This window comes from Vibrio sp. KMM 9700 (genome assembly GCF_058545285.1).
Genome location: NZ_CM178589.1, coordinates 1,329,144 through 1,346,694, shown reverse-complemented (window position 1 = coordinate 1,346,694; position 17,551 = coordinate 1,329,144). Strand labels below are relative to the sequence as shown.

General features: G+C 43.3%; 14 protein-coding genes. 7 read left to right on the top strand and 7 right to left on the bottom strand.

Annotated elements, in window-relative coordinates:
• Positions 1-63: 63 nt before the first annotated feature.
• A complete protein-coding gene (locus AC2VOY_RS05995) occupies positions 64-915 on the bottom strand; it encodes a 23S rRNA (adenine(2030)-N(6))-methyltransferase RlmJ (RefSeq protein WP_491830394.1) in 852 nt (283 codons plus the stop codon).
• Between the two features lie 176 nt (positions 916-1,091).
• Between AC2VOY_RS05995 and prlC the strand changes: the two genes are divergently transcribed.
• Entirely contained in the window at positions 1,092-3,149 is a 2,058-nt protein-coding gene (gene prlC, locus AC2VOY_RS05990; protein WP_491830393.1) for an oligopeptidase A, read from the top strand.
• A 121-nt stretch (positions 3,150-3,270) separates the two neighbouring features.
• On the opposite strand, the gene AC2VOY_RS05985 is transcribed toward prlC, so the two are convergent.
• Both AC2VOY_RS05985 and AC2VOY_RS05980 read right to left on the bottom strand, forming a co-directional pair.
• Complete coding sequence (locus AC2VOY_RS05985; RefSeq protein WP_491830392.1) at positions 3,271-4,881, bottom strand: isocitrate lyase; 1,611 nt, start codon at positions 4,879-4,881, stop codon at positions 3,271-3,273.
• 88 nt (positions 4,882-4,969) lie between these two features.
• Entirely contained in the window at positions 4,970-5,302 is a 333-nt protein-coding gene (locus tag AC2VOY_RS05980) for an aldolase/citrate lyase/malate synthase family protein (protein WP_491830390.1), read from the bottom strand.
• 209 nt (positions 5,303-5,511) lie between these two features.
• On the opposite strand from AC2VOY_RS05980, the gene AC2VOY_RS05975 reads away from it, so the two are divergent.
• Positions 5,512-7,062 (top strand): DUF3612 domain-containing protein, encoded by a 1,551-nt coding sequence (locus AC2VOY_RS05975; protein ID WP_491830389.1) that lies wholly within the window; start codon positions 5,512-5,514, stop codon positions 7,060-7,062.
• Positions 7,063-7,065: 3 nt separating this feature from the next.
• Here AC2VOY_RS05975 and asnC read toward each other — a convergent pair whose 3' ends face one another.
• Positions 7,066-7,530, bottom strand: coding sequence for a transcriptional regulator AsnC (gene asnC, locus AC2VOY_RS05970; RefSeq protein WP_491830388.1), 465 nt, complete (start codon positions 7,528-7,530; stop codon positions 7,066-7,068).
• Positions 7,531-7,623: 93 nt separating this feature from the next.
• On the opposite strand from asnC, the gene AC2VOY_RS05965 reads away from it, so the two are divergent.
• A complete protein-coding gene (locus AC2VOY_RS05965) occupies positions 7,624-8,433 on the top strand; it encodes a class I SAM-dependent methyltransferase (protein WP_491830387.1) in 810 nt (269 codons plus the stop codon).
• Positions 8,434-8,519: 86 nt separating this feature from the next.
• Here the strand turns inward: AC2VOY_RS05965 and AC2VOY_RS05960 are convergent, their stop codons facing one another.
• Positions 8,520-8,996 (bottom strand): DUF302 domain-containing protein, encoded by a 477-nt coding sequence (locus AC2VOY_RS05960; RefSeq protein ID WP_491830385.1) that lies wholly within the window; start codon positions 8,994-8,996, stop codon positions 8,520-8,522.
• A 167-nt stretch (positions 8,997-9,163) separates the two neighbouring features.
• Between AC2VOY_RS05960 and AC2VOY_RS05955 the strand changes: the two genes are divergently transcribed.
• A complete protein-coding gene (locus AC2VOY_RS05955; protein ID WP_491830383.1) occupies positions 9,164-9,826 on the top strand; it encodes a hypothetical protein in 663 nt (220 codons plus the stop codon).
• A gap of 34 nt (positions 9,827-9,860) precedes the next feature.
• On the opposite strand, the gene AC2VOY_RS05950 is transcribed toward AC2VOY_RS05955, so the two are convergent.
• The gene (locus AC2VOY_RS05950) at positions 9,861-10,463 is read right to left on the bottom strand and encodes a response regulator transcription factor (RefSeq protein WP_491830382.1); all 603 of its coding nucleotides are present in this window, start codon (positions 10,461-10,463) and stop codon (positions 9,861-9,863) included.
• A gap of 17 nt (positions 10,464-10,480) precedes the next feature.
• Complete coding sequence (locus tag AC2VOY_RS05945; protein WP_491830381.1) at positions 10,481-12,310, bottom strand: sensor histidine kinase; 1,830 nt, start codon at positions 12,308-12,310, stop codon at positions 10,481-10,483.
• Positions 12,311-12,469: 159 nt separating this feature from the next.
• Here AC2VOY_RS05945 and dsrO point away from each other — a divergent pair, with 159 nt between their 5' ends.
• Genes dsrO through AC2VOY_RS05930 form a run of 3 tightly spaced genes read left to right on the top strand, consistent with a single transcriptional unit; the run spans position 12,470 to position 17,499 of the window.
• On the top strand, positions 12,470-13,291 hold the full coding sequence (dsrO, locus tag AC2VOY_RS05940; RefSeq protein WP_491830380.1) for a sulfate reduction electron transfer complex DsrMKJOP subunit DsrO: 822 nt from the start codon (positions 12,470-12,472) through the stop codon (positions 13,289-13,291).
• Entirely contained in the window at positions 13,291-14,403 is a 1,113-nt protein-coding gene (gene nrfD, locus AC2VOY_RS05935; RefSeq protein WP_491830378.1) for an NrfD/PsrC family molybdoenzyme membrane anchor subunit, read from the top strand. Before dsrO ends, nrfD begins: the two co-directional genes overlap by 1 nt.
• Before the next feature lie 9 nt (positions 14,404-14,412).
• Entirely contained in the window at positions 14,413-17,499 is a 3,087-nt protein-coding gene (locus AC2VOY_RS05930; RefSeq protein WP_491830377.1) for a tetrathionate reductase subunit A, read from the top strand.
• Positions 17,500-17,551: the final 52 nt, after the last annotated feature.

Below are 17,551 nucleotides of genomic sequence, written 5' to 3'. Positions count from 1 at the left end.
TTCTCCATCATTCTTGATTGAATGTGTTTTTCAGTTAGTAATCTTCTTATTCTGGGGCTAAGTTTATTCAGGCACAACCCAGTTAATCGAAAAATGCCCAGTCTGAGGGGCTATTTTTTGTTGTAGTTCAGGCAAAATCATTTGCATTTGTGACTCAAGTGTCCATGGAGGGTTGATCACTATCATGCCTGATGCTGTCATGCCGCGCTCATCTGAGTCAGGGCTTACTCCAAGCTCAAGTTGTAGGATTTTGCGTATGCCTAAATCTTCTAAACCTTTGATCATCATATCGATATTTTCACGATAGACGACAGGATACCAAATGGCATAAATCCCAGTCGCCCAACGTTTATAGCTTTGCGCTATCGCACGCACCACATCTTTGTATTCACGCGCAAGTTCATACGGTGGGTCAATGAGAACTAAACCGCGACGCTCTTTGGGTGGTAAAGTCGCTTTTAAGTGCTCAAACCCATCTTTTTGTAACATCCGCACTTGGCGATCACGATGAAACTCTTGCTCAAGCAGTGGGAAGTCACTTGGATGAAGCTCAGTTAATACCATGCGGTCTTGGCTGCGGATATGGTGGCGTGCAACTCGTGGTGAACCTGGGTAATAACGCAGCTCATCATCTTGGTTAAGCGCAGCGATTGAGTCAAAGTAGCTTTCAAGATCTTCAGTGATCTCTTTTTTATCAAAGTCTTGCTGCCAGATCTTAGCGATCCCTTGCTTGAATTCGCCCGTTTTCTCAGACCATTCATGCGTTAAGTCATAGCGACCCACACCTGAATGTGTGTCATGATAGATGAAAGGTTTATCTTTTTGTTTGAGCGAGTTTAAGATCAAACTTTGGACGATATGTTTGATAACATCGGCATGGTTGCCTGCATGAAAGCTGTGACGATAACTGAGCATTGGGATCCTAGGAATTAGAATTTAAAAATATTACTGACCATCTTACCGAAAACTTCAAAGAATTCATCGTAAAAAATGTCTATTCTAATAATAGTTAGGTTTATCTATTGAAATTACTGAGATCAACCAAAATATATGTAAGATAAAAGGTAGATACAGCACATAAAGGAATTAACATGACAAACCCGTTACTAAGCTTTGTAGAAAAGGGCCATAGCGAGCTGCCAAAGTTTTCAGAAATTAAAGCAGAACATATCCAAGCCGCTGTTGAGCAAGCGATTAATGATTGCCGCGCGCAAGTTGAGAAAGTTTTAGAGTCAAATGATGCACCTTCATGGGACAACATCTGTGTGCCACTTACCGAAACTGACGATAAGTTAAGCCGTATTTTCTCACCTGTTTCACATATCAACTCAGTTAAAAATAGCCCTGAATGGCGCGAAGCGTATGAAGCTTGTCTACCGCTTTTATCTGAATATGGCACTTGGGTCGGTCAACATAAAGGTTTATTCAAGGCTTATCAAAGTATTAAGCAAAGTGACGAATTTGCGAGCTTAAATACTGCGCAGCAAAAAGCGATTACGAATGCACTGCGTGACTTTGAGCTTTCAGGGATTGGCCTGCCAACTGCGGATCAAAAACGTTATGGTGAAATCAGCAAGCGCCTGTCTGAGCTAGGTTCTAAGTTTTCAAACAATGTGCTGGATGCAACCATGGGTTGGAGCAAACACATAACGGATGAATCTGAACTTGCTGGCTTGCCAGAATCTGCAATGGCAGCCGCGAAAGCGAACGCCGAGGCGAAAGAGCTTGATGGTTGGTTGTTAACCCTTGAAATGCCGTCTTATATCCCTGTGATGACGTATGCAGATAACAGCGAATTGCGTCGTGAAATGTATGAAGCTTATAACACGCGCGCATCCGATCGTGGTCCGAATGCAGGCAAGTGGGATAACACTGAAATCATCAATGAAGAGTTGAAACTACGCCATGAAATCGCACGTTTGCTTGGCTTTAACTCTTATGCGGAAAAGTCACTGGCGACCAAAATGGCGCAAACGCCTGATCAAGTGATGACTTTCTTAAATGATTTGGCGAAAAAAGCAAAACCTCAAGGCGAGAAAGAAGTTCAAGAGCTGAAAGCTTTTGTGAAAGCTGAGTTTGGTGTTGAGGAGCTAAATCTCTGGGATATTGCTTATTATAGCGAGAAACAAAAACAAAAATTATTCCAAATCTCTGATGAAGAGCTTCGCCCTTATTTCCCTGAAGATCGCGTTATTTCAGGCTTATTTGAAGTGCTTTCGCGTGTCTTTGGCATGACGGTTAAAGAAAAGCAAGGCGTCGATGTTTGGCATGAAAGCGTCAAATATTATGAAATTTTTGATCCTAAAGGTGAGTTACGTGGTGGCTTCTATCTTGACTTATATGCGCGTGAACACAAACGTGGCGGCGCATGGATGGACGAGTGTCGCGTTCGCCGCGTAACCGCAAGCGGTGAGTTGCAAACGCCTGTGGCTTATTTGACCTGTAACTTTAACAAGCCAGTAGGTGATAAGCCTGCATTGTTTACTCATAATGAAGTCACAACCTTGTTCCATGAGTTCGGTCATGGTATCCACCACATGTTAACTCAAGTGGAAGTCTCTGATGTTTCAGGCATTAATGGTGTGGCTTGGGATGCAGTCGAGCTGCCTAGTCAGTTCTTAGAAAACTGGTGTTGGGAAGAAGAGGCGCTTGCCTTTATTTCTGGTCACTATGAAACAGGTGAACCGCTGCCAAAAGCTATGTTAGATAAAATGCTAGCGGCGAAAAACTTCCAATCTGCGATGTTTATCTTACGTCAGCTTGAGTTTGGATTGTTCGATTTCACCTTACATAGCCAATATGATCCTGATGTTGGGCCAAAAGTGCTTGAAACACTTGCTGAGGTGAAAGCGAAAGTTGCTGTTCTGCCAAGCCTTGAGTGGAACCGTTTCTCGCATGGCTTTAGTCATATTTTTGCTGGTGGTTATAGCGCAGGTTATTACAGCTACCTATGGGCAGAAGTGCTTTCAAGTGATGCTTTCTCTCGTTTTGAAGAAGAAGGCATCTTTAACCCAGAAACGGGCGCAAGCTTCCTTGAAAACATCCTAGAGATGGGTGGCAGTGTCGAGCCAATGGAGCTATTTAAACGCTTTAGAGGCCGTGAGCCACAAATTGATGCCTTGTTGCGTCATGCTGGGATTGCTGCTTAATCTCTCTTAGTTAGCAGTTTAATCGTGCTGTCTGAATAACAAGGCCCTAGTTGTATACTGATATACGGCTAGGGCCTTTTGTTTGCACTGAGATAATAAAATGATGTTGCGAGCTATACCTTTAAGAGAATTGGTTCATGGTGTTCTTTTCGCCCGATGCTTTAAGCGCTTGTTCACCTGAGAAAAACTCTTTATGCGCATCCCCAAGGTTTGAGCCCGACATGTCTTGGTGTTTCACACAAGCCAGCCCTTGGCGAATTTCTTCACGCTGAATATTCTTCACATAGGCCAACATGCCTTGCTCACCAAAATAATCCTTGGCTAAATTATCAGTGGAAAGCGCCGCCGTATGATAGGTTGGCAAGGTGATCAAGTGATGGAAAATTCCCGCTTCTCTTGCCGCATCTTTTTGGAAGCTTTGAATTTTTTCATCTGCTTCAAGTGCCAGTGAACTGCCATCATAAACAGGGCTCATTAGCTTCTCTCGTTCATATGCGGTGACATCTTTGCCTTGAGCTTGCCATGTATCAAACACTTGCTGACGGAAATTCAAAGTCCAGTTAAAAGATGGACTATTGTTATACACAAGCTTTGCATTGGGCACGGCTTCACGAATACGTTTCACCATTCCTGCAATTTGGCCTATATGTGGCTTTTCTGTTTCGATCCAAAGTAAATCTGCGCCGTTTTGCAGTGAAGTGATGCAATCAAGCACGACGCGATCTTCACCTGTGTTAGGTTTAAAGGCAAACAAACCATTGGCTAAGCGTTTGGGTTTAAGCATTCCATTTGCTTGTTTAATTAAAAGCTCACCTGTACTGACTTGCTCAAAAGAGGTGACTTCCTCGCCATCAAGAAAGCTATTATATTGCTCAGCTAAATCACCACTTTGTTGTGAAACCGGTATTTTTTGCGTAAGGCCGGCGCCGAGTGAGTCGGTTCGAGCCACTATGACGCCATCTTCAACCCCAAGTTCGAGGAATGCGTAGCGAACGGCATTAATTTTCGCTAAAAAGTCTTCATGTGGAACCGTAACCTTACCATCTTGGTGTCCACATTGTTTCGCATCTGACACTTGGTTTTCGATCTGAATGCAGCATGCACCGGCTTCAATCATTTTTTTCGCCAGCAGGTAAGTTGCTTCTTCATTACCAAAACCTGCGTCGATATCCGCAATAATTGGTACTACATGAGTCTGAAAATTGTCGATTTGTTTTAAGATTGCTTGGGATTGGAGTTCATCGCCAGCTTGCTTTGCCTTGTCATAATCTTGCATTAAATGGTTTAGCTCACGCGCATCCGCCTGTTTTAAAAAGGTATAAATCTCTTCGATTAATTTTGGCACACTGGTTTTTTCATGCATAGATTGGTCAGGCAAAGGGCCAAATTCAGAGCGCATTGCGGCAACCATCCAGCCAGAAAGATAGAGGTAGCGACCCTTGGTATCGGCAAAGTGTTTCTTAATCGAAATCATTTTTTGTTGGGCGATAAATCCATGCCAACAGCCTAAAGATTGAGTGTATTGGCTTGGATCTTGGTCATAACTTGCCATATCTTGACGCATGATCTTCGCCGTATAGCGTGCAATTTCAAGCCCAGTCGAAAAGCGGTTTTGCAGGCGCATTTTGGTGACATAATCCGGCACAATTTGCTGCCAAGTCGCTTGATTTTTGACGCTTTGTTCTGCTTGTTTTAATTCTGATTTGTAGGTATTTAAGTTTTGTGGCTGCATAGTCTTATCTTCCTTGTTATGCCCTATATATCAACTGCTTGGGTTTAGATTTAAGTTATGGTTCACGAAAGTTTTGGATTTAAATTTTTTAATCAAGATGCTTCATCGTCAATTGATGCTCGCCTTGCTTATGACTCATCTGAATTTCAACATGATGAGTTGCGCTTTTTAAAATCATATAGGTGAGATCGCAATCCGGATGGCTGTGCTCAATTAATTGTTTTGGTTGAGCCAAGCCGCTTTGAGTGCCATCGTTAAAACAAGCAAGCAGCTGATTAAAGTACACGCGGTAACTCATAACATCTTGGTGCGAGCCTTGCATCAAGGGAAATTCTTCATCAAGAAATTTGGCACTAAAATCAAGAATGCTTGATGACGGTCGTATAGTTTCGGTTTGGATATAGTTTAAATTTGTATTCATCTGTCTGCCTCATGGATACGACTTGTGCGTTTGCAGCGTATCTTGTTGGAATTTCGAGAAATTTAACTCACAAAGTGTGAAGTCTGCTGAGGAATAAGCTTAACAACTGAGCTTTTCGCTTCCTTTGTCTAAAGACTAGTGAATTTTTGTCTAGAATTTCACAAAGAGAATTTCACATTGTAAATTTCACAAAATGAGTGAATCGCCTTATGAATAAGCAGACGAATAGCCATGCACGGCAAGCCCATTTTTTAGGTACAAAAATCCGTAACTTACGTAAGCGTCACGGCTTAACTTTGGAAGATCTTTCGGCGCGCTGTATTAAGGTTTCAGCCCAAGATGCACCTTCGGTGTCATACCTCTCAATGATTGAGCGGGGCAAACGCGTACCAAGTGAAAGCATGCTTGAAGTGATTGCTGGTGTATTTCAAAAGCCGGTACATTGGTTTTTAGATGCAGCCAAAGAAGTTGAGGATATTGTTCCAGATAAAGGTAATAAAGGTGGTGTGAGTGGGGTTGCACTAGAGCCTAACTTTTTATTTTCAAACGATATTTTACAAAGTGCGATCCCTGAAATTCTCGCTCAGACTGGGACGTCGGGTTATCAATTTGCACATATTTTGATTCGTGCATATCAAGAGCAAGCGCAAAATCATTTTCCTGATCTTGAAAAGGCGGCCGAACGGGTAGGAAAAAAGCGGATGCCGCTATCGGTTGAGGATTTAATCGAAATTGCTCACGATGTGGGTATTAAAATCCTTTGGTTTGAAGAAGATGCGCAAGATGTAGTGGATCATACGCAGGTTCATTCAAAGCATTTAGTGCGCTCTTATGCTGAGTCGCCTGGCGTGATTCGAATTAACCTTGCCTTAAAAGCTAAACCTGAGAAATTAAAATATGATTTAGCTGTGCATATTGGACACAAGGTTTTACATAACAGTGATGGTGAAAAGAACGTCATCGCCTCAGATAACCGCAATATCGTGAGTTTAAAGCATAAGATCAGAACAAATCATGAAATGAGCCGCTTAAATGCTGCGGATATTTTACAAGCTTGGCGCGATTTTGAATGTTCATTTTTTGCCGGTGCATTGCTTTGTCCAAAAGTGCCGTTTCGTCAATTGCTTGACCGTCATGGCTATGAAATTAGTGTCGCCCGCTTAATTGATGTATCTGAGTCTGTGGTGATGCGGCGGATGACGGCTGTTTCTTCTTACCCACATTGGCATTATTTTGATGCTTATTACCCGGGTAAGCTCAAAGCTGTGTATCGTGGAAATGGGATCCCACTGCCTTGGGGAAACATGAAAATGGTTGAAGATCCTTGTCAGCATTGGTCGGTGTTTCGCATGATTAAAGCGCCGCAGAATAATAGCGTGGCGCAAATTTCAGTTTTGGAGCAAGAGGGCGAACCACATATTTATTGCTGTGAGTCGATTAAAGTGCAAGATATGGCAGGGAATCCCCATGTTTTATGTGCAGGGCTTGATCTTAATCCTGCGTTAACTGCGCAAGGTATCGATGCATTAAAAATTGCCACCGAATTACAACAAATTTGTGTGCAAAAAGGGGGTCAAGCTACCATCCCATATCATATTCGTAAAATATTAACGGCGACAGCTAAGTTGTTGAATATAAAGTGGATCGAGCGTGGTGTTGAGTCGCAAGCTAGGCTTATTTGCACCCGAGGGAACTTATGCCCGCGCTTGCCGAGTTGTTACAATAAAGCAAAGCCGCTGGTGAAAGGTTTTCAGGACTAGCATTTAAGGTTTCACATGGCGATGAATTGGATTTTGCAGTGAAATCAAAGTCTCAGTGGATTGTACTTCATCGATGGACTGAAGCTTATCAATCAGTACATATTGCAATTCTTCAATATTGCGGCACATGAGTTTGACGAAAATATTATAGGCGCCTGTGGTGTAATAAGCTTCTACGACTTCATCCAAGGCGCTGAGCTTCTCGATAGCGGTGTGATAATCGCGCGCCGCTTTGAGGTTAATCCCAATAAAACAGCAGACATCATAACCAAGCTTTTTTTCATCGACCACGACTTTTGTCCCTTGGATCACCCCAGATGCGCGCATTTTCTCAACACGAACATGAATCGTCGCAGGACTAACCTTTTGCGTTTTAGCTATTTCAGCATAAGGAATTTTGGCATCTTGAACCAGTGTTTTTAAAATAGCGCGGTCAAGATCATCAAGGCGAGACAGGGGTTGATTCATATTTCACTCGTTAGTTTTTTATCTGGAGCTGATTTAGTATAATCTTATCAGTTCTTGAGCATAAGCTAAACCAAATCACCCCAAGGAATAAAAGTGAAGATTAATTTAATATCTGAAAACCCAGACGATCATAGCAAATTAGCCGACATAGCAAGCCGTTGGCAACTTGTTCATGACCAATCCTCACTTTTTAGCTTGTGCTTAACTCAAACACACCTTGAACTACGTAAAAATGATGAGCCAAAATTAGGCGCTATTTTTGTTGATTTTGTTGCCGGCGCTGTCGCGCATCGACGCAAATTTGGTGGTGGTAAAGGCCAGGCGATTGCTAAAGCGGTCGGTTTAAATAAAGGCGCAACGCCACATGTGCTGGATGGCACGGCAGGGCTTGGGCGCGATGCTTTTGTGCTGGCATCGCTTGGTTGTAAGGTATCTATGCTTGAGCGTCATCCTGTAGTGGCCGCTTTGCTTGATGACGGTTTACACCGCGCTAAGCAAGATCCTGAAATTGGCGCTTGGGTGAGCGAGCGTATGCAGCTTTTACATGCATCGAGTCATGATGCGCTAGATCCTGATGTTCTAACCAAACTTGCGCACAACCGTGAATTTTCAGCGCCAGATGTGGTGTATTTAGATCCTATGTACCCACACCCTGAAAATAAAAAGAAAACGGCTTTGGTGAAAAAAGAAATGCGTGTGTTTCAGTCCTTGGTCGGCGCTGATACAGACGCTGATGATCTGCTTGCACCTGCGCTAAAACTTGCGACCAAGCGAGTGGTGGTCAAGCGTCCGGATTATGCTGATTTTTTAGATTTGAAAAGACCAAGTATGGCAATCGAGACAAAGAAGAACCGTTTTGATGTTTATGTGCTTGCAGGTATGAAGAATACCTCCGCAGAATAAGCTTTGCGCAAACCATGCAAAACGAAGAGGGGAGATTTGCCCCTCTTTTTATATTTACGCTTATCAAATCATTGAGAAAAATTCGGTTAGTTTGCTGTTGCCGCTGCGCTGATCCCTTTAAGCGCTTTAGTGACCATATCAACCGCTGCTTGGCAGTCTTTTAAATTGTGACGTTTGGCAAGATAGCTTGGGTCATTATAAGTTAAAGTGACTTTTTGGTCGGCACCTTCAGCGACTAATATTTTTTGTGGTAAATCAATCGCAAAGCTCTGATTGCATTGCATTAAAGGTGTCCCAACCTTAGGGTTACCAAAAATATAAGTTGTGGTTGGGGCAAGCGTTAAATCAACTTTTGCGGCATTTTTATCATGCTCAACTTTGGCAAATAAAGTTAATCCTTTCTCCTCTAATATCTTTTCGAGCTTATCCTTGGTTGCTTGATAATCCATTGGACTGGTTAAAACTATTAGTCCGTTATCTGATTCGCTGGCGATTAAACGTTGGCTGATCAAGGTCATACAAATCCCTATACTCACGAGTATTAAGAGCACTTTTAGTTTCATGTCGCTATCCTTTTTGGCGATCCCAGATACATGAGTATAGGTAAATATAGCCTACTTGAGAGATGAATTTTGGATAATGTGAGCGAGGAAATATTGTGCAGAGAATCAAATTCATGTATAAATAAACAAGAAATATTATCATTTCGATTTGTTTTTGAGGCTAAGCGATGACTAAATTATGTAAGCTTAAATCTAAGACTTTGACGCATAATAAAAAGTTTTTAGATATAGTTGCAGCGCCGCAGTTTTACTGTGGTAAGTGTTCTCGCGTGGCGAATCAAAAAAAGGCCTTATGTAAGGGGCAAGCTTTGTCTTTAATTGGAAAAGGTGCTCAACGTCAGGCGATGAAGCATAATGAGTCTAACGCGCTAGATTTGGATCAAAGCCTTGCGGCTGTGCCAATCAAGGTGCAAGCTGCCGCGCCTGTAAAATCAATAACGCCAAACAAACCGCGCGTCGCTCAGGTTGTTGCTTTAGCCAAACAGCGTCGACAAGAGCGTCTGGCTGAGCAGAAAAGTCTCTTGGAGCCAGAATGTATCCAAGTCCCAGTCAATACACTTCATAGCGATAACTTTGTTGCAGACACAAAATCAAAGACAAGGGTGCAACTAAGCATGCAAGCGTTAACTAAGGAAAAACAGGATTTGAAAAAAGCAATTAAGATGCAAAAGAAAATGCTTAAAGCGCAGAAAAAATTGCTCAAATCGCAGAAAAAACTGGCTAAAATTCAGAAAAAAGCTAACAAGTTGAATAAAAAGCTAGATAAACAGCAGCTCAAACTTGCAGCCTTTGCGCCGCCTCAAACCAGTACTCACTTGCCGCTTCACTAGACATTCCACTCATTCTTTCACTGGCTCATTTGGATTAAGCTATCTTCGCGTATTTAATCGCCAGTTCAGCGGCGGTTTTGACGTCAAATTTCTTCATCAGCTTTGCCTTATGAACCTCAATGGTGCGCACCGCCACGCATAGTTCATCAGCAATTTGTTGGTTGCGTTTGCCTTGTACCACATGCTCTAAAATGTCTTTTTCTCTAGGCGTTAAGCTTTGATAAGCAAGAGTTACATCGAGCATAGAGGTTTGCGCTAAGCTGTATTGCCATGCTTTGTCGATAGCAGCAGTGAGCTTGTCGGTTTGAACAGGCTTTTGCAGGAAATCGACCGCGCCAGCTTGAAGCGCTTCCACTGCCATGGGCACATCGCCATGCCCAGTTAAAAATACCACGCCTAAAGCACTGCCCTTGTTCATTAATTTTTGATGTACTTCTTGGCCTGTCATCTCTGGCATTCTGCTATCTAAAATAACGCACGCTTGTTGTGAGTACGCATCATTTTGCTCTAAGTAATCTAAAAACTCTGATCCTGAGGCAAAAGCTTGGCATTGATAGTCCATTGTTTCTAATAAAAAAGATAATGATTCACGAACGGATTGGTCATCATCCACTAAGTATAAAGCTGCTTGCTGCATATTCTTCTCTTCTTCCTTTAATCCGCTTTGCGCACAGTTTGGGCTGCAAATATGATACTCACACAACAACCGCGTGGTGTGGCCGGCGCTAAGTTTAGCTTTGCGTGATGCTTTTCTAAAATATCTTGGCAAATCGACAGCCCCATTCCAAGGCCCTTTTCTTTGGTTGTATAAAAGGCTTGAGTGGCTTGGCTATCCTTGGGTAAACCCACGCCAGTATCTTGTACTTTGACGACCAGTTGCGGGGTCGAAAAATCAAAGCTGAGGTTAATTTGGTGCGAAATATGGCTATCGTCACACATGATGCAGGCATCTAAAGCGTTATTTAAAATGTTAATTAATACCTGAGTGATGCCAACTTTATCTAAGGTTAATAAGTAAGGCTTGCCGATGATTTGGCTGCGCACTGGGATCTGATGCTTTTCAAATTGATAGGCTAAAAGGGCATAAGTCTCATTGAAAATTTCAATAATATCGGCTTCTTGCATATCAACAGGGCGCTTTTTAATTAAGGTGCGCAGACGGCTGACAATGTTATCAACCCGTGAGACTTGGCTATCAATCTTATCAATAATATTTTGAATTTGAGCTGCGGATGCACCTTTATCTAACTTGATTTTGGCAGCTTGGCTGTAGTTGCGAATCGCTGCCAGTGGCTGATTGATTTCATGTGCAAGGCTTGAGCCTAATTCACCAACCAAGGTAATGCGCTGCGCATGTTCAAGCATTTGGGTCTTTTGATTAAGGGCCTGGTGGGCTTTAGTTAGTTCGCGCTTACTTCGGCTAAACTTCCACTCCAATAAGAGGTGGTATAAGTTAATCGATAAAAATAAAACAAAAGCTGCCCAGCCCCAAGCTTGGTGCTCTTTGACCCAAATCAGACCTTGTTGCCACCAAGGGCGTTGCAATGGATGAATCGCCAATTCTTGATACATGCGATCTATCATATAGGGGCTTATCGGTGACGCCCAACCTAAAGACTTACTCGCTTTGGCGGCAGGGCTATCACTTGGCATCTCTAATAATGCCTTGGCAATTTGCGTTGCAAGTTCATCTGGCACAAGCGAGGTGCGGGCAAACGACCAGTTAGGGTAGAGTTGAGTTGACACCGCACATGGAAAGCCAGTTGGTGCCTGATTGTCGATCACGCGAAAGGTATCTTTTAGGATGGAGCCTTCAGACTGCATTTCCTCAAGCAAGCAAGCGGGCGCAATCGCAACATCTGCCTCCTGATGAGTTAAACTTAATAGCAACTCATCGAGTGGAAACCCAAGGTATTGGATCTCTGAAAACAAGCTTTCTGGTTTGGCATTGAGATTTGCAAGTTTACGCTTGAGAATTAAGAAACCGCCAAATGCATTCGGTGAAACGGCAACCGCTTTTTTGCCTTTTAAATCTTCCACGCTTTGAATATCTGAATCATAAGGGACGACTAAGCTACTTCCTAGTGCTTCGGTTGTTCCTTGTGGCCAGTCACCTTTTAATGTCGCTATCCATGATAGTGGGTACTCACGACCAAGAATAACTGCTTGGCCTGGATTGGTGATCACAAAAGAGAGACTATTGTCGGCGACGCCTTGGCGTATCTGGATTAAATCAAGAGGTTGTAATTCAAACTTATATTGCGGCAATTCTTGGCTCAGCCAATCGAGTGTCGGCTGCCAAGTCTCGATTGCGCGCGCATGCCCACGGGTTGCAAGGACACCAACCTGAATACTTTGGCTTTGAACTTGCACTGACTGGCTTTGCAGTGCTTCACTTTGAGCGTGGGCAGAGGTATAGAAAAAACCACTGATAAATGCACTGGCAGTAAGTAAGTACTTGCTGATGTTGAGTCTTGTCGGCAATGTTCGCCCCTTGAAGATAGAATACGGCTGAATTCTTTTGATTTAGATCAATTTTACGCTAGGTATGTGGAAAACCACAATAGAGAAGATCCTTACCTCTATAGGATAATACATCCAGATGAGTATTTAAGCTCAAAATTATATAGATAGGGTGAAATCATGGATCAAACAAAACGCCGATTTTTATCTGGTGTCGGGGCAATTACCGCAGGTGCTGCGCTGATCCCTGTAGCAAGTGCCAACGCGCAAACCAAGGTGATTCGTAATAATCAAGAAGCTGACCGTAAAGGTATGGTGGGTAAGCGTTATGCCATGCTAGTTGATTTGCGTAAATGCGTGGGTTGCCAAGCTTGTACTGTAGGTTGTGCGATTGAAAACCAAGCGCCAATTGGTCAATTCCGCACAACGGTGAAGCAATATCAAGTGACGCTTGATGACGGCACAACCGCGCAAAAAGAAACCAAGGTTTTCACTCTACCGCGTCTATGTAATCACTGTGATAACCCACCTTGTGTTGCGGTTTGTCCGGTTCAAGCGACTTTCCAACGTGAAGACGGCATTGTGATGGTTGATAACAAGCGCTGCGTGGCATGTGCTTACTGTGTGCAAGCTTGCCCATATGATGCGCGTTTCATTAACGAAGAAACTATGACCGCAGACAAATGTACTTTCTGTGCGCATCGTCTAGAAGAAGGCTTGCTTCCTGCTTGTGTTGAAACTTGTGTTGGTGGCGCGCGTGTGATTGGTGATTTAAATGATCCAAACAGCCAAATTAGCCAAACTTTAGCGGCAAATAAAGACCAAATCCAAGTGCTAAAACCTGAAGAAGGGACGAAGCCACATGTTTTCTATATTGGTATGGCGCAAGAGTTTAGCTCACACATTGATGGCAAAGCTGCAATTTATGATCCAGCAGAAGAAGTCATTGAATTAGCAGAGAAATCTGCGCACAACGCAGCTGCAGTTCAAGGAGCAAAATAATGAATATCACTGAAATTTTAGTTCCCGCTCAACAAACTGCTTGGCTCCCGTGGGCTGTGCAATACTTTTTCTATATCGGCAGTGCTTACGCAGCCGCAATTTTGTTTTTCATTAGCTTGATTTTTAATGATAAAAGCTCACATACGATGCGTAGTGCCTTGGCGTTAGTGATGGCGATTTGCGCGATTGTTGGCCCATTAGCATTAACCGCTGACTTACACCAACCGGGCCGCGCATGGCACTTCTTCGTGCATTTAACGCCTTGGTCTTGGATGTCAAAAGGCTCTATTTTATTACCAATCTTTTCTATGCTTACGGTTGCAACAACTTGGCTATACTTACGCAATGATTTGGCGAAATTTAAAACCAATAACAACAAGTTATTGCAAAAAGTCGCACTATTAACCTTAGGTGACTGGCAAGTGAGCCGTAAATTAATGCTGAGCATTGCAGGTTTGACTGTGTTATCTGGTTTATCTATTGCCCTTTATACGGGGATGGAAGTATACAAGGTTGCATCTCGTCCATTGTGGAACCAAGCCGCTTCACCGCTTATCTGGTTTGCCACGGCATTTTTAGGCGCACTCGGTTTAACTTTGATTGTATTAGTTATGCAAAAAGCCCAAGCAATCAGTGAATTTGATAAACGTTTAGTTCAAAAGACCATGATGTTAAGCAGTGTTGCTGGCTTCATTTTAATGGTAATTTGGGCATCAAATGCAGGTGATCATAGCTTATTTGCACAACTTGATTGGTGCATTCGTTTAGGTACTTTACTTGTTCTGTTCTCACTTTGCGCCTTGATGGGACGTGTGATGATTGCGCCAAAACTCAGTGCGCTAAAAGTGATGGCTGTGGCTGTTGTTGGTGTGGTGACCTGTTGGCAGTTGCGTTGGGTCACTATGATGGATGTGCAAATGCTGCCTAAATATGACCATGGCCCATATCCATACGAATTGCCTTTAGGTAGCAATGGTCTGCTTGGCATTATTGCAATGGCTGGGCTTTGGATTGCTATCGCGGCACTTGCAAGTGAGTTGGTTGATGCGAAAGATACTTCATCAAAGCTTACTCATTCAAACCTAAACCAACTTGATTCATCTAACCTTTGAGGCTAAATCATGGATAACAAACGTCGTAATTTTTTAAAAGCTGGCCTTGTGATTGGTGGTACTGGTGCATTTGCAGCAGGTTATGCCGAAAAAGGTAAGAGTATGCTTGAAGGGGCGATCACTGGTACTTCTGGTGAAGAAACCAAGCACCCACATTTTGGTAACTCATTAAGCCCAGAATATACAGTCAAAAATGGCAAGTTAGTGGCGAACCCTGATCAGCGCGTTGTGCCTTCTATGTGCCTAGGCTGCTGGACTTTGTGTGGCGTTCGTCTACGTGTTGATAACAAAACCGATGATATTTTACGTATTTCAGGTAACCCATATCACCCGCTTTCAAGTGAGCACCAAATTGCTTTTGAAACCCCAGTCAAAGATGCATATTTATCTTTAACCGGTGAAGCAGGTATTGAAGGTCGCTCAACTGCGTGTGCCCGTGGTAACGCTATGATGGATGTGCAAAATAGCCCATATCGCATCAAAACACCGCTTAAACGTGTTGGCGCACGTGGTGAAGGCAAGTGGGAAGCGATCAGCTATGAGCAGCTAATTAAAGAAATCACTCAAGGTGGTGATCTCTTTGGCGAAGGTCATGTTGAAGGTCTAAAAGACATCCGTGATCTAAAAACGCCGGTTGACCCGAAAAACCCTGAGTATGGACCAAAAGCGAACCAGTTATTAGTGACCAATGGTACCAATGAAGGCCGTGACGATATTATCAAACGCTTTGCATTCAATAGCTTTGGTACACGTAACTTTGCTAACCATGGCTCATACTGTGGCTATGCGCTGCGCGCTGGCGCTGGTGCATTTACCAATGATTTAGAGAACTTTTCACACCTTAAGCCTGATTACGACAATGCTGAATTTGCCTTGTTTATCGGTACTGCGCCGTCACAAGCGGGGAATCCATTTAAGCGTCAAGCGCGTCAAATTGCGCGTGCACGTACTCGTGAAAACTTTGAATATGTTGTGGTCACGCCAACCTTGCAAGTGTCAACTAGCTTAGCAACCGGCAACAACAACCATTGGTTAGCGATTAAATCTGGTACAGATTCAGCGTTAGTGCTAGCGATTATTCAATGGATGTTTGAACACGAGGCTTATAACAAGACGTTCCTTGAGCAGCCTAGCGCTGCCGCAATGAAGGCCGCTGATCAAAAACACTGGTGTAATGCAACGCACTTGGTGATTGAATCAGACTCTCACCCAAGAAAAGGTGGCTTCTTACGTGCATCAGATATGGGTCTTGAGATCCAAGGTGAAGCACTATCAGCGGCTGATCCTTATATGGTGGTTGATAAAGCAAGCGGTGAATTGGTTGCCAACACAACAGATAAACCTGCGCAGCTTTTTGCTAGCCTAGAAGTTGAAACCACTCAAGGGAAAGTTCAAGTACGTTCTTCACTCGCGCAACTAAAACAAGCTACAAATGAATATACGCTTGACGAATATAGCCAGTTCTGTGGTATTGATGCAGATAAAATTGTCGAACTTGCAGCGAAATTTAGTAAACATGGGACAAAATCAGTTGTTGATACCCATGGCGGTAACATGCACTCAAACGGTTTTTACAATGCTTATGCGATCATGATGCTCAATGCTATGGTCGGTAACATTAACCAACCGGGCGGCATGTTTGCTAAAGCTGGTGGTTATCCGACAGCAGCAGAAGGTCCACGTTATGACTTTATGCAGTTTGATGGAAAAGTTGCGCCAAGTGGTGTCTTCTTATCTCGTAGTAAGTTCCCGTACCAGAAAACCTCTGAGTACAAGCGTCGCGTGGAAGCGGGTGAATCACCTTATCCAACACGCGCACCTTGGTACCCAATTTCATCTCCACTTTTAACTGAGCATTTATCTGCGGCGATTGATGGTTATCCGTATCGTGTGAAAGCTTGGATTAACCATATGGCGAACCCTTTATATGGTGTTCCAGGTTTAAATACACTATTAAAAGATAAGCTAAAAGATCCAAAGCAACTGGGTTTGATTGTCTCTGTGGATGCTTTTATCAATGAAACATCAGCAATTTCTGATTACATTGTGCCTGATACAGTGACTTATGAAAGCTGGGGAATGGCTGGTCCTTGGCATGATGTGAAAACTAAAGCTGTGACAGCACGCTGGCCAGCGGTAGCGCCACGTACAGATAAAACTCAAGATGGTCGTTCTATCTGTTTGGAAGATTTCTTAATTGATGTGGCAAAAGCGCTAGCATTAGGCGGCTTTGGTGATAAATCAATTAAAGATGCACAAGGTAACTGGCATGGGATCCACACTGCGGCAGATTATTATATGCGTAGTGCGGCAAACCTTGCATATGTTGCAGGTGGCGTGCCCGATGCGACAGCCGAAGATATTCACTTCTCTGGTGTAGAGCAGATCTTAAGCCAAATGCAACACACATTAACGCCAGAAGAGCTGAAAAAAGTAGCCTTTATTTTTGCCCGTGGCGGCCGTTTTGAAAACTTAACCAAAAGCATCATTGATGGCGAGTTTAAGTATAAATGGGAAAAACCTGTTGCGATCTGGAATGAAAAACTAGGCACTTCAATTAATACCATGACAGGTGAGCAATATTCAGGTTGTCCGAAATGGTATACCCAGCGTCTTGCAGATGGTACTAGCTATGATGAGCAGTTCCCAGCAAGTGAGTGGCAGTTCACTTTGACGAACTTTAAGTCAAATGTACATAGCGCAGTCTCTAACCTGTCACCACGCTTAAATGCAGTGAAAGGTGACAACCCTGTGTATATTCACCCAGTTGATGCAGAAAGATTTGGCATCGAAACCGGGGATAGCTTTGAGATTGAAACGCCAACCGCAAAACTTGTCGCAACAGCGATGATTGTCGATGGTATTCACCAAGGCACTCTCGGCTTTGAACATGGCTTTGGTCATACTGAGCTCGGTGAGCGCGCGCACTGGATTGATGGCAAGCAACAAGCCGTGAAAATGAAGTCGCATGATGGTGTGAATATCAATGATATTGGTATGATCGACCCAACCCGCAACAGCAATGGTGTGGTCTTGGATTGGGTGATTGGCTCAGCGGTTCGTCAAGCATTGCCGGCGAAGATACGTAAAGCTTAATTGCTTCATTCGATTCAATATAAAAGCCTGATTTGAGTTTAACAATCAGGCT